This is a genomic window from Phenylobacterium sp., assembly GCF_031984885.1.
Lineage (GTDB): Bacteria > Pseudomonadota > Alphaproteobacteria > Caulobacterales > Caulobacteraceae > Phenylobacterium.
This window is the reverse complement of the sequence record NZ_DAMABV010000004.1, coordinates 254,783-266,757: the sequence shown is the minus strand read 5'-3', so window position 1 is coordinate 266,757 and position 11,975 is coordinate 254,783. Positions and strand designations below refer to the sequence as shown.

15 protein-coding genes and 1 pseudogene are annotated in these 11,975 nt (G+C 69.5%); 6 read left to right on the top strand and 10 right to left on the bottom strand.

The features are described from left to right. Positions 1–42: 42 nt before the first annotated feature. The 5 genes from scpB to RTL41_RS08765 all read right to left on the bottom strand — a co-directional run bounded on the left by scpB (position 43) and on the right by RTL41_RS08765 (position 4,591). A complete protein-coding gene (gene scpB, locus RTL41_RS08785) occupies positions 43–687 on the bottom strand; it encodes an SMC-Scp complex subunit ScpB (protein WP_312163381.1) in 645 nt (214 codons plus the stop codon). Beyond that, positions 684–1,487, bottom strand: a complete 804-nt coding sequence (locus tag RTL41_RS08780; RefSeq protein WP_312163380.1) for a ScpA family protein — start codon at positions 1,485–1,487, stop codon at positions 684–686. The genes scpB and RTL41_RS08780 overlap by 4 nt, the downstream gene beginning before the upstream one ends. After that, positions 1,484–2,506 carry a beta-N-acetylhexosaminidase gene (nagZ, locus tag RTL41_RS08775; protein WP_312163378.1) on the bottom strand — a complete coding sequence of 341 codons (1,023 nt, stop codon included), beginning with the start codon at positions 2,504–2,506 and terminating at the stop codon, positions 1,484–1,486. Before nagZ ends, RTL41_RS08780 begins: the two co-directional genes overlap by 4 nt. Then, on the bottom strand, positions 2,503–3,318 hold the full coding sequence (locus tag RTL41_RS08770) for an SPOR domain-containing protein (protein ID WP_312163376.1): 816 nt from the start codon (positions 3,316–3,318) through the stop codon (positions 2,503–2,505). The genes nagZ and RTL41_RS08770 overlap by 4 nt, the downstream gene beginning before the upstream one ends. A gap of 100 nt (positions 3,319–3,418) precedes the next feature. Continuing rightward, on the bottom strand, positions 3,419–4,591 hold the full coding sequence (locus tag RTL41_RS08765) for a deoxyguanosinetriphosphate triphosphohydrolase (RefSeq protein ID WP_312163375.1): 1,173 nt from the start codon (positions 4,589–4,591) through the stop codon (positions 3,419–3,421). 78 nt (positions 4,592–4,669) lie between these two features. On the opposite strand from RTL41_RS08765, the gene erpA reads away from it, so the two are divergent. The 3 genes from erpA (at position 4,670) to RTL41_RS08750 (ending at position 6,036) form a co-directional block, all read left to right on the top strand. Next, a complete protein-coding gene (erpA, locus tag RTL41_RS08760; RefSeq protein ID WP_312163373.1) occupies positions 4,670–5,002 on the top strand; it encodes an iron-sulfur cluster insertion protein ErpA in 333 nt (110 codons plus the stop codon). A gap of 78 nt (positions 5,003–5,080) precedes the next feature. Then, positions 5,081–5,371, top strand: coding sequence for a metalloregulator ArsR/SmtB family transcription factor (locus RTL41_RS08755; protein ID WP_312163371.1), 291 nt, complete (start codon positions 5,081–5,083; stop codon positions 5,369–5,371). Beyond that, complete coding sequence (locus tag RTL41_RS08750; protein ID WP_312163369.1) at positions 5,368–6,036, top strand: SdpI family protein; 669 nt, start codon at positions 5,368–5,370, stop codon at positions 6,034–6,036. Before RTL41_RS08755 ends, RTL41_RS08750 begins: the two co-directional genes overlap by 4 nt. Positions 6,037–6,091: 55 nt before the next feature. Here the strand turns inward: RTL41_RS08750 and RTL41_RS08745 are convergent, their stop codons facing one another. Next, positions 6,092–7,063, bottom strand: a complete 972-nt coding sequence (locus tag RTL41_RS08745; RefSeq protein ID WP_409418318.1) for a CsgG/HfaB family protein — start codon at positions 7,061–7,063, stop codon at positions 6,092–6,094. Between the two features lie 129 nt (positions 7,064–7,192). On the opposite strand from RTL41_RS08745, the gene xth reads away from it, so the two are divergent. Further along, positions 7,193–7,972, top strand: a complete 780-nt coding sequence (gene xth, locus RTL41_RS08740) for an exodeoxyribonuclease III (protein WP_312163366.1) — start codon at positions 7,193–7,195, stop codon at positions 7,970–7,972. An 87-nt stretch (positions 7,973–8,059) separates the two neighbouring features. After that, a complete protein-coding gene (locus RTL41_RS08735; RefSeq protein ID WP_312163363.1) occupies positions 8,060–8,656 on the top strand; it encodes a DUF4126 domain-containing protein in 597 nt (198 codons plus the stop codon). On the opposite strand, the gene RTL41_RS08730 is transcribed toward RTL41_RS08735, so the two are convergent. Beyond that, the gene (locus RTL41_RS08730; RefSeq protein WP_312163361.1) at positions 8,653–9,063 is read right to left on the bottom strand and encodes a YidB family protein; all 411 of its coding nucleotides are present in this window, start codon (positions 9,061–9,063) and stop codon (positions 8,653–8,655) included. The two genes, RTL41_RS08735 and RTL41_RS08730, sit on opposite strands and share 4 nt — an antisense overlap. Positions 9,064–9,123: 60 nt before the next feature. On the opposite strand from RTL41_RS08730, the gene RTL41_RS08725 reads away from it, so the two are divergent. Further along, positions 9,124–9,822: a hypothetical protein gene (locus RTL41_RS08725; RefSeq protein WP_312163358.1), complete on the top strand. Its 699-nt coding sequence runs from the start codon at positions 9,124–9,126 to the stop codon at positions 9,820–9,822. A gap of 7 nt (positions 9,823–9,829) precedes the next feature. On the opposite strand, the pseudogene RTL41_RS08720 reads toward RTL41_RS08725, so the two are convergent. From RTL41_RS08720 to RTL41_RS08710, 3 genes and pseudogenes are all read right to left on the bottom strand, one after another. After that, positions 9,830–10,513: pseudogene (locus RTL41_RS08720) on the bottom strand (aspartate/glutamate racemase family protein). Positions 10,514–10,519: 6 nt separating this feature from the next. Further along, positions 10,520–10,999, bottom strand: a complete 480-nt coding sequence (locus RTL41_RS08715; protein WP_312163356.1) for a glutathione peroxidase — start codon at positions 10,997–10,999, stop codon at positions 10,520–10,522. A 40-nt stretch (positions 11,000–11,039) separates the two neighbouring features. Further along, positions 11,040–11,966: a Gfo/Idh/MocA family oxidoreductase gene (locus tag RTL41_RS08710; protein WP_312163354.1), complete on the bottom strand. Its 927-nt coding sequence runs from the start codon at positions 11,964–11,966 to the stop codon at positions 11,040–11,042. Positions 11,967–11,975: the final 9 nt, after the last annotated feature.

Genomic DNA, 11,975 nt, shown 5'->3' with positions numbered 1-11,975 from the left:
GGATTGAATATAGTCGCTCGCGCCGCAAGACGCCAACGCGTCCTACTGCGCCGGATCGTCCTCGCCCAGGAAATCCGTGTGGAATTCGGGCGCCTCGTCGTCCAGAGGATCTTCTTCGGGCATTCCGAGGCCCGACGGGTTCGGAACGCTGAAGTCCGGCGGCAGGTCGAGGCTGAGCAGGCCAGCCGCCTTCATTTCGGCGATTCCCGGCAGGTCGCCCAGGTGCGCCAGGCCATAGTGCTCCAGGAAGGCGTCGGTGGTGCCGTAGGTGACCGGGCGGCCCGGCGTGCGGCGGCGGCCGCGCATCCGCACCAGGCCAAGCTCCAGCAGTACGTCCAGCGTGCCCTTGCTGGCCTGGACGCCGCGCACCGACTCGATCTCGGCCCGGGTCACCGGCTGGTGGTAGGCGATGATGGCCAGGGTCTCCTGCGCGGCCTTGGACAGGCGCCGGGGCTCCTCGCGCTCCTCGGTCATCAGGAAGGCCAGGTCCTGGGCGGTCTGGAACCGCCAGCGGTCGGCGATGCAGGCCAGTTCCACGCCCCTGCCCGCATAGGTCTGCTGCAGGGCGGCGATCGCCGCGGCCACGTCGGTGTCGGCCGGCAGCCGCTTGGCGAGGTCCTCCAGGCTCATCGGACCGGCGGCGGCGAACAGCAGCGCCTCGAGCTGGCGTTCGGCTTCCCGGCTCATGGCCGCAGCTCCTTGCGGGCGCGCAGGTAGATGTCGGCGAAGGCTTCGAGCTGGCGGGCTTCCAGCGCCCCTTCCTTGACGAGCTCCAGGCTGGCCGAGAGGGTCGAGGCGACATAGGAGGCCTGGCTTGGCCCCTCCCCGGCCGGCCGCAGCGGCGCGACGCCGGTCAGCGGGGTCCAGCGCGCCAGGTCCGGCAGCATGTGGCGCAGCCGGTCGCGGGCGTCCTCCAGCGGATAGGCCTGCTGGACGCGGGGGGTGTAGTGGCGGCCCTGTTCCTTGCGGCGCTGTTCGATATAGGCGCTCATCAGGCCGTAGAGATCGCCTTCCAGCCGGGTCGAGGGGATGACCTTGATGGCCTCCGGATCGCCGCGCACGAAGATCTCGCGGCCCAGTTGGGCCCGGTCGCGCAGGGCCTCGGCGGCCTTTCGCATGGCGTCGAGCTTGGCCAGGCGGAAGGCCAGTTGCGCGGCCATCTCCTCGACCGGCACTTCCTCGGCCTTGGGGCGCTCGGGCTTGGGCAGCAGCAGGCGGGACTTCAGGTAGGTCAGCCAGGCGGCCATGACCAGGTAATCGGCGGCCAGGGAGAAGCGGACCCGGCGCGCCTGCTGGACGAAGCTCAGATACTGGTCGGCCAGCTTGGTGATCGAGAGCTGGAGAAGGTCGACCTTCTGGTTGCGGGCCAGGGCCAGCAGCACGTGCAGTGGGCCTTCGTAGCCCTCGATGTCGATGACCAACGCCTCGCCGTCTTCGGCCGCGGTGTTGGCAGCTTCGAAGTCCAGGGTCGGCTGGAAGGCGCTCACGCGGCCCACCTGCCGTCGAAGGCGGCGTCGAAGCGGGCGCGGGCCTCATCGAGGTCGAACGGCTCGGGAACCTTGGCCAGGCGGCCCAGCGCCGCCCTGGCCCGGCGCGCGGCCTGGCCGGACAGCGCCCTGGTTCCGGCCATGACGGCCTTCATCTCGGCCATGTCGCCGTTGCAGTGCAGGACCACGTCGCAGCCCGCCGCCAGCGAGGCGCGGGCGCGGTCGGCGAACTCGCCGCCCAGGGCCTTCATCGAGAGGTCGTCGCTCATCACCAGGCCATCGAAGCCGATCGCGCCGCGGATGACCTGGCGCATGGCCTTCTTCGAGGTCGTGGCCGGGCGCCGGGCGTCGATGGCGCCGTAGACCACGTGGGCGGTCATCGCCATCGGCATGTCCGACAGCATCTTGAACGGTGCGAAATCCCAGGCGTCGAGCTCGTCATAGGGCGTGTCGACCACCGGCAGGTCGTGGTGGCTGTCGGCCATGGCCCGGCCGTGACCGGGAATGTGCTTGATGACCGGCAGCACCCCGCCGGCGATCAGGCCCTCGCAGGCGGCGCGGCCCAGCAGGGCGACGCCGTCCGGGGTGTTGGCGTAGGCGCGGTCGCCGATGACGTCGTGGGCGCCGGCCACCGGCACGTCCAGCACCGGCACGCAGTCCACATTGATCCCCAGCGCGGCCAGGTCGTGGGCCAGCAGCCGCGCGCCCAGCCGGGTGATCTCGCGCCGCAGCAGCGGATCGTTGGAGGCCAGTTCGCCATAGGCGCGGCCGGGCGGATAGCGCCGCCAGTGCGGCGGGCCCAGGCGCTGGACCCGGCCGCCCTCCTGGTCGATCAGCACCGGCGCGTCGGGGCGCCCGACCGTGCCGCGAAGTTGGTCGACCAGCCGGCGCACCTGATCGGGCGTCTCGACGTTGCGGGCGAAGAGGATGAACCCCCACGGCTGCACGTCGCGGAAGAACGCCTCCTCCTCACGCGAGAGGGCCAGGCCCGAGCAGCCGAGGATGGCCGCGCTGGTCACTTCACGAAGCAGTTCTTGCCGGCGGCCTTCAGCCGGTCGCAGAAGGCCGTCGCGTCGGCGCGGCTGGCGAAGCCGGTGACCTGGGTGCGGTAGAGCGTCGAGGCGTCCTTCTGGACGGTCTCGACCTTCTTGCCCTTGCCGGCGGCGAGGCCGGGCGCGATCGCGACGGCCTTGGTCCACTCGGAGTCGGCCAGGGCCTGGGACGAGAAGGCCCCGATCTGGACCGCGGCCGAGCCGCCGGAGGCGGCGACGGGCTTGGGCGCCGGCGCCTGGCCGAGCGCGGCGTCGATCGACTTGGGCGCCGGCGCGGCCGGGGGCGGCGTCACCTTCACCACCGGGGCGGGGGGCGGCGCGACGGCCGGCTTCAGGCCGGTGCTGGTGGTCGGCGCGAGCGGCGCGGCTGAGATCGGCGAGGTCGGGGCCGGACGCGGCGGCGGCTGGACCGCCACCGGGGCCGGACGGGCCTGGGGCTGCTCGGGCGGGGCGGTGAAGTTGGGGGCGGCCGGGGCCTCCGCGCCGTCTTCCGAATGATAGATCTGCAGGCCCTCGGCCGGATCGGCGGGCTGGGCCTCGGCCGGCGGGGGCGCCTTCATCTCGGCGACGGGCGCGCCGACGGTGCGCGGCGGCTGGCCCGCCTCACGCACGCCGGAGCGGTAGAACATGATGATGGCGACCACCAGGGCGATCAGGACGAGCGCGCTGAGGATCAACATGACGGGCGCTGGGCCTCCGCCGCGCACCGGCTGGCGCGCGTCGAAGGACAGGGGCGCGTCGGTCGGGGGCGTATAGGCGCCGCGATCGGGGTCGGACATAGAAGGCTCCGAAAAAGGCTCGGGTGGCCGCAGCGCGAATCGCGCGCGGCGTTTCGGTGACTTTACCGAAGGGAACCGGGCTTCGAAGCCAGCCTTACGCCTAATTCCAGACGTCGAGGTGGAAAAGTCGGCGGTGCTCTTCGATGGCGAACCGGTCGGTCATGCCGGCGATGTAGTCGCACACCACTCGCGCCCGCCCGGCCTCGTCGCGGTTCTGCGAGCGAGCGAACCACTCGGTCGGCAGGACGTCGGGTTCGGCCATGAACAACTGGAACATCTCGGCAAGAATACGGCGGGCCTGGCTGCGCGTGCGGTTGACCTTCCAGTAGCGGTACATGCGGTTCATCAGGAACTCGCGCAGGCGCGACAGGTCCTCGAGCATGTCGCGCGAAAAGGACACCAGGGCGTGGTCCATGTTGCGGACGTCCTCAGGCGTGGCGACCTTGGCCTCCAGGGCGCGGCGATGGGTCTCAGCCAGGACGTCGTCGACCATGGCCCCGATCATCCGGCGCACGGCCTCCAGGCGGGTGATGACCGGATCGAGGCCCGGATAGTCCTTGTAGACCCCCGCCAGGATCGGCCCGATCAGCGGCACGTCGAGCAGGTCGTCCAGCGTGAACAGGCCGGCCGCCACGCCGTCGTCGACGTCATGGTTGTTGTAGGCGATGTCGTCGGCCAGGGCCGCCACCTGGGCCTCGGCCGACGCCCAGGTCGAAAGGCGCAGGTCATAGTCCTTGTCGAACTCGGCGATGGCGTTCCACGAGGGCCGGCCCAGTTTGTCCGCGACCGGGCCGTTGTGCTTGATCACCCCTTCCAGGGTCTCCCAGGTCAGGTTGAGGCCGTCCCAGCCGGGATAGCGGCGCTCCAGCTTGGTGACGACCCGGAAGGTCTGCACGTTGTGGTCGAAGCCGCCGTACTTCTCCATCTGGATCTGGAGCTCGTCCTCGCCGGCGTGGCCGAACGGCGGGTGGCCCAGGTCGTGCGCCAGGGCGATGGTCTCGGCCAGGTCCGCCTCCAGCCCCAGGGCGGTGGCGACCGAGCGGGCGATCTGCGCGACCTCCAGCGAATGGGTCAGGCGGGTGCGGAAATGGTCGCCTTCGTGGGCGACGAAGACCTGGGTCTTCTCCTTGAGTCGCCGGAAGGCCGTCGCGTGGATGATCCGGTCCCGATCGCGCGCGAAGGGCGTGCGCGTGCGGCTCTCGGGCTCGGCGACCTTGCGCCCAAGGGATTTGGTCGAATCTTCGGCGTAGGGCGCGCGGGGCGGAGGGATCATCTGGTCTCGGTGTGACGACGCCCTCTTGGACTAAGGGCTTGGCGATCTCATATAGTCCAGGCAGAGGTTTTCCGCAGTATGACTACGACCGATCTGACCCTATCGCCCGCCGCCGCCAGGCGGCTGCACGAAATCGGCGCCGTCGAGGGCAAGCCGATCATGCTGCGCGTGGCCGTCGAAGGCGGCGGCTGCTCGGGCTTCCAGTACCAGTTCGACCTGGTCGACACCGCCCAGCCCGACGACCTGAAGGTCGAGCGCGACGGCGCCGCGGCCCTGGTGGACGAGATGTCCCTGGTGCTGCTGAAGGGCTCGGAGATCGACTTCATCGACGAACTGGCCGGGGCGGAGTTCAAGGTCCGCAACCCCAACGCCAAGTCCAGTTGCGGCTGCGGCGTCAGCTTCTCGATCTAGGAGCTGGATGTGACGGGGCTTGCCCGCAAACTTTGAGCTGACTTGAATTTAGGAATTTTCCTAATTAGGATTTTTCCTATGAGCGCAGTCTTCAAGGCCCTCTCGCACCCGGTTCGCCGCCGCATCGTCGAGATGCTGCGCGAACGCCCCATGGCCTCCGGCGACATCGCGGCGGCGTTCGACATGGCCTGGCCCACCGTCACCGGACACCTCACGGCCCTGAAGGAGGCTGGACTGGTGGAAGCCGAGCGCGAAGGCGCTTCGATACGCTATCGCCTGAACATTTCGGCGGTCGAAGAGGCCGTAGCCTTCCTGCTGGAGCTCATGGACCGTCGCCCCCTCCCCGAACAGAAGGCTTCAGAGGCATGAACCGCTCCCTCGTTCGAACGGCTGCGCTGGCCGCCACGGCCGGCCAGATCGCACTGGCCCTGTACATCGCCCGGTTCGGGCCGACTTCGCCGATCCCGATGCACTTCGATCTTTCCGGAGAAGTGGATCGCTGGGGAACCCGGCGCGAAACCGCCTTCGTCATCGGCCTGATGGCCGGTCTCTCCGCGGTCGCCACCTTCGGCCTGAGGCACCTCTCGCTCGGCCGGAGAGTTCCTCAGGCCTCACCTCGCGTGATGACGCTGACCACGATCGTCATCGTCGGGGTCGCCAGTGCGGTCAGCGTCCTCATGGCGGCGATGGCGTTTGGCTTGACGTCCGTCGGCGCGGCCCTCTTCGGGCACCTGACGATCAGCTTCACCCTGGCCGGTATCGGCGCCTATCTCGGGAAGGTCGCGCCCAACCCGCTGATCGGCGTGCGCACGCCGTGGACGCTCGCCAGTCGCCTGGCCTGGGACAAGTCCAATCGGTTGATGGGCCGGCTGTTCTTCTGGGGTGGGCTGGCGGGGATTCTCGCCGCTCCCTTTGCGCCGCAGCCCGCCGGGCTGCAGGCTCTGGCGGTCGGGCTGCTCGCCGCGGCTGTCCTCGCGGTCTTCGAAAGCTGGCGGGTGTGGCGCGAGGACCCCGATCGGGCCGCCTGGTCCTGATCGCCCCTCCGGAATCGAAAAGGGCGGGAGCCTTGGCCCCCGCCCCTTCGAACCCTTAGCGGGAGGGTTCGAGCTTGGTGTTCAGCACCCAGCCGACATTGTCGTTCTCGTCGGCGACCTCCCACCACAGGCCGTTCTTCTGGCCGGTCGGATAGAGGATCGCGCCCGGCTGCAGCGCGCGAATCAGGGCGCCGTTGGGGTCGGCGGTCCGGCGCATGTTGACCGGGGCCGTCGCCGTGAAGGTCTTGGTCGGCGAAGCCTGGGCCGCACCGGGCGAATCGGCCACCAGGCCCAGCTCGTTGACCATCTTCGAATAGGCCTGGATGAAAGCCAGGGTCACGATGCGGCCGGTGTCGGTGTCTTCGTAGCCGCCGCCGACGGCGCCGCCGAAGCCGGTGGAGCCGAAGCCGCCGCCGCCGGCGCTCCAGCCGATGTCGTTCTTCACCGCATAGCCGTCGGTCACCGACACGGTTTCCGTCGTGCGGACATTGGTCAGCGACAGCACGGTGTTGGCTTCCAGCTTGCGGGTCTTGATGCCGCCCACCAGCGCGCCGGCGGTGCCGCCGATCAGGCCGCCGGCGATGCCGGCCAGGGCCGAGCCGCCGGCGTTGCCGTCAGCGGCCTGCACTTCGGCGACCAGGACGTAGTCCGCGGCCTTGATCTGGCCCTGGCCGACGTTCGACCCGCGCTGCATGCCCAGGCCCGAGCCGATGTCGCGCTCGGCCTGCGCCGCATTGAGGCCCGCGCCGCGGTCCACCAGGTTGAAGCAGCCCGACCGCTGCACGATCGAGCGCAGCAGCTTGGCCGGCGGGGCCAGGTTGTACTGGTTCCAACCGCGCGGATCGTCGCCGTTGGTGATGGACAGCGTGCCGAGCTTGCGGTTGCAGCGCGGAACTTCAGCCGACGCGGCTTCCTGCATCTTCTGGGCGTTGGACGCCTTGGCCGGACGACCCTGGGCGAACGCGCCGGCCGGCGCCGCAGTCAGCACCGCTGCGCCGACCATGGCCAGCTTTGCAAAACGCGACATGAGTACCCCCTGCAATGACAATTGGTCGCAGGTAGCTAGACCATCATGGCCGCGACGTCACGTGCGTTCGCAGGGCTTGAGCGCAAGAAGCCGCGCCTCTAGCGTCCGGATCCCTAGCTGGAGCAGTCGATGCGTATCGCGACCTGGAACGTAAATTCTGTCAACGCACGCCTGGAAACGGTGCTGCGCTGGTTCGAGGAGGCGGTTCCGGACGTCGCCTGCCTGCAGGAAATCAAATGCGTCGACGAGAAATTTCCGGCCGAGGCGTTCGAGCGCCTCGGCTACAACGTCGCCGTCCACGGGCAGAAGACCTATAACGGCGTGGCCATCCTCTCCAAGGCTCCGCTGGAAGACGTGCGCAAGGGCCTGCCGGGCGACGAGACGGACGAGCAGGCCCGCTATCTGGAGGCGGTGATCAGCGGCCCCCGCCCCGTGCGCGTCGCCTCGATCTACCTGCCCAACGGCAACCCCATCGGCACCGAGAAGTTCGACTACAAGCTGGGCTGGATGGCGCGGCTGAACGCCCACGCCCGCGAACTGCTGAGCTACGAGGAGCCGCTGGCCCTGGTCGGCGACTACAACGTCATCCCCGAGGCGCGCGACGCGGCCCACCCGGAAAACTGGCTGGGCGACGCCCTCTTCCAGCCGCAGAGCCGCGAGGCGTTCCGGGCCTTGCAATGGCTGGGCCTGACGGAAGCCTATATGAGCGCCGACGGCGCGCCCGGCGCCTACACCTTCTGGGACTATCAGGCCGGCGCCTGGCAGCGGAACAACGGCATCCGCATCGACCACGCCCTGCTCTCGCCCCAGGCCGCGGACCTGCTGCGCGGCTGCGTGATCCACAAGGACGTGCGCGGCTGGGACAAGCCGTCCGACCACGTGCCCCTGGTCGTCGAGCTGGACATCTAGTTCACGCCTGCGCGGCCGGCCTGGGCGCTTCTCCTTGCGGTTGATCGGGGCTAGCGTGGCCGCGAGAAGCTGCTGGGAGATCGGGCCATGGGCGCGGTCGAACTCGTCGGGGTCGCCGCAAGCCTGAGCTTTCTGGCGGGGTGGCGGCTCTACGCCTGCATCGCCGCGGCGGGCCTGGCCATGCGTTTCGGGGTCATCGACCTGCCGCAGAAGATCCAGGCGCTGGACGCCCTGGCCAATCCCTGGGTGATCGGCGTCGCCGCCCTGGGCGCGATCGCCGAGCTGGTCGCCGACAAGGTAATGTGGTTCGACAGCCTGTGGGACGGGCCCCACACCCTCATCCGCCCGCTGGGCGGCGCCCTGCTGGCCCTGGCGATCGTCGATGCGTCGGACCCGGCCTGGCAGGTGGTGGTCTTCATGCTGGGCGGCGGCGCGGCCCTGCTGAGCCACGGCGCCAAGGCCAGCGCCCGCGCGGCGGTCAACACCAGTCCCGAGCCGGTCAGCAACATGGCCGTCAGCAGCATCGAGGACGTGGTCACCGCCGGGGGCCTGTGGCTGGTGCTCAGCCAGCCGCACATCGCCATCGCGGTGGCGGTGGTGCTGCTGGCCTGCGCCATCGGCGTCATCTATCTGAGCTGGCGGATGCTCACCCGGCTCAAACGATGGTGGTCGAGCGAGCTTTAGCCCCGCAGCTTGCCGAGGATGTCGGCGATCCCGCCCAGTCCGCCGAACCCGCCAAGGCCGCCGAGCCCGCCGGAGGGAACCTGGCCGTCCGGCGTCAGGTGATCGATCACCTGCGGCAGGATCTGGGCCAGGGTGGCCGCCGCCACCTGCGGGTCGACGCCCAGCTTGCTCGCGAACTGCGCCAGCATGCCCGAGGACAGCACCGCCTGGATCTGTTCGGCCGAGATCGGCAGGTTGCCGCCGCTGGAGACCCATGATTTCGCGATTTCGCCGAGGCCGCCCTGTTCGAAGGCGCCGATCAGGCCGCCGAGACCGCCTTCCTGCGCGCCCAGAAGATCGGTGATCGCGCCGATCGGCGAGCCGTCGCCGCCGCCCGCTCCGCCCAGAATGCTGTCCAGCAAACCCATGTCGCGCTCCTGATGCCTGGTGATCGATGTCGTTCGTCCGCCCATGAAGACACCGGCGTCATGACAGTTCAATCATCGGTCGAGGCTGCTCTTCTCGCTTTCCGCGAACGGCGCTACCGTCAAGCCATGAACGAATGGCCCAGGCTCTTCCTGCTGCTCGCCCTGGCCGGCGTCGTCGTGACCCTGCTGGGCAGCGTCGCGGCCTGGACGATGGACGAGGAGCGGCGCATCCGGCGGGCGCTGAAACGCGTGCTGAAGGGCCCGCCCGAGGCTGTCGTCCTGGCGCGCGGACGCGGACGAGGCGCGGGCTTCAACACCTCCACGGGCTTGCTGGCCGTCGCCTGGGACACCGGGGGCTGGCTGCTGATCTATCGCCTGGACGAGCTGATGGGCGCCGAGGTCATCGTCGATGGCCAGGTGGTGGCCAGGGCCCATCGGGGCGAGGCCCGGCGTGCGCTCGACCAGACCCTGGAGCATGCGGCGCGGGTGACCTTGCGGCTGATCTTCGATGACCCGCACCATCCCGACTTCGATCTCGACCTGTGGCTGGCGGGCGACGAGACCCGGCGGCGGTCGACCTCGCCGGGCGAGGCCATGCAGGAAGCCAACCGCTGGCTGGCCAGGGCCGAGGCCATTCTGCGCCGGCCGCTCGCCCCGCGCGTCGCCGCCGTCGCGCCCAGTCCGTTGCTGGCCGATCCGGCGCCGGACGACGATGACGATCCGCCGTTCCATCTCGGCGCGGACGAACGGCTGATCTGAGCGGCGCCTAGCCGAGCGCGAAATCCACGCCGGCCTTTGCGTGGACCAGCGCGGTGTCGATCACCGGACGATCGAGATCCTCCGGCGACAGCAGCAACCCGACCTCGGTGCAGCCGAAGATCACGCAGTCGGCCTCGGCGGCTCGGGCGATCATGGCCAGCACCTCTGCCTTGGAGGCCGGGGAGATCACGCCCTGGCACAGCTCGTCATAGATGATCGCATGCAGCCGCTCGCGCCCGGCGTCGTCCGGGATCATCGCCTCGACGCCCTGGGCCTTCAGGCGGTCGCGATAGAACGCCTTCTCCATGGTGAAGCGGGTGGCCAGCAGCAGCGGCCGCTAACAGCCGACCGCCTTCACCGCGTCCGCGGTCGCGTCGGCGATGTGGATCAGCGGAACGCCGACCGCGGCCTGCACCTGGTCCGCGACCAGGTGCATGGTGTTGGCCCCGATCATGATCGCCTCGGCCCCGGCCAGTTCGAGCCGGGCGGCGGCCTGGGCCAGCGCCTCGCCCGCCGCCTCCCAGTCGCCGTCGGCCTGCATCCGGGCGATCGGCGCGAAGTCCACCGACCACATCAGCATCTGCATGGAATGCAGTCCGCCCAGCCGCTCGCGCACCATGCGGTTCATCGCCTGGTAGTAGAGGGCCGTGCTCTCGGCGCTCATGCCGCCGAGCAGTCCGATGGTGCGCATCGGGGCCTAGAGCGCCGCCTTGATGGCGCCGACGACCTCGTCGTCCAGCGGTTCGGTGCGCGGGCCGAACGCGCGGATCAGCTTGCCGTCCTTGCCGACCAGGATCTTGTGGAAATTCCAGACCGGCTCGGCCGGCTCGCCCAGCACGTCCCTGGCCCACTTGTAGAACGGGTGGGCGGTGTCGCCCTTCACGTCGGTCTTGCCGGTCAGCGGGAAGTCGACGTTGAAGCGGGTCTCGCAGAATTCCTTGATCTCGGTCTCGGTGCCCGGCTCCTGGCCGGCGAATTGGTTGCAGGGCACGCCCAACACCACCAGCCCCTGCTCGCGATAGTCGCTGTAGAGCTTCTCCAGCCCTTCGTACTGGGGCGTCAGTCCGCACTGGGAGGCGGTGTTCACCACCAGCACGACCTTGTCCCGATAGGTCTCAAGCGGCAGGTGGCCGCCATCGATGGTGTGGAACTCAAAGTCGTAGGCGAACTTGGTCATGGCCGTGCTCCACCGCTGGGGTCCAGCAAGCCTAACGCCGCTAGCCCCGATCCTCCAACGCCTGTTCGACCGCCAGCGCCAGATCGAGCGCGCGGGCCGCCTCCTGGGCGGTCACGATCGGGCGAGGCGAGTCGCCGCGCACCGCCGCCAGGAAACCCTCGACGCTGGTCGCCAGGGTGTCCTTCACGGCCGGCGCGTCGGCATAGTCCTCATTCAGCGGGAAGCCGGTGGTGTTGCGGAACTTGCGGCTGATGAAGTCGATCTCGACCTCGCCCGAGGGATAGACCAGCTTCATGCTGCGCTTGCGCTCCAGCGCCATGCGCGAGGAGTCGAACACCGCCGTGAAGCCGTCGTCGAAGGTGACCTCGGCCCGCGCCTGGTCCCAGCCGCCGGAGAAATCGACCTTCCCCTCGCCCTCCACAGCCAGCGGCTGGGCGGTCGAGAGCGACAGCGCCAGGTCCAGGTCGTGGATCATCAGGTCCAGCACCACCGAGACGTCGAGGCTGCGTTCCGAAGGCGTGCCGTGGCGGATCGATTCCAGCCGCAACGGCTGCTCGGGAATGTCGAACAGGCCCATGGCCTGGAACACCACCCGCTCCTGGTGGCCGCAGGCGACGACCAGGTTCTGCTTGTCCGCCTGCGCCATGATCTTGTCGGCGTCGGCCAGGCTGATGGCGATCGGCTTTTCGATATAGACCGGCTTGCCCGCCTTCAGCGCCGCCAGGGCGCCCTCGATGTGGGCGCTGGCCGGAGAGGCCACCGTGACCACGTCGCAGGCCTCCAGGAACTCGTCCATCTTGTAGAAGGCGCGCCCGCCGAGCGGGACCGCCAGGGCCGCGGCCCGATCAGGATGGTGGGTGTCGAGCACCGCCGACAGCACCGCCCCCGGCGCAGCGGCGTATTTGCGCGCATGATGGCCGCCGAAGACGCCGGCGCCGATGACGCCGCCTCGCAGGGGTTCGCCCATGGATTCGCT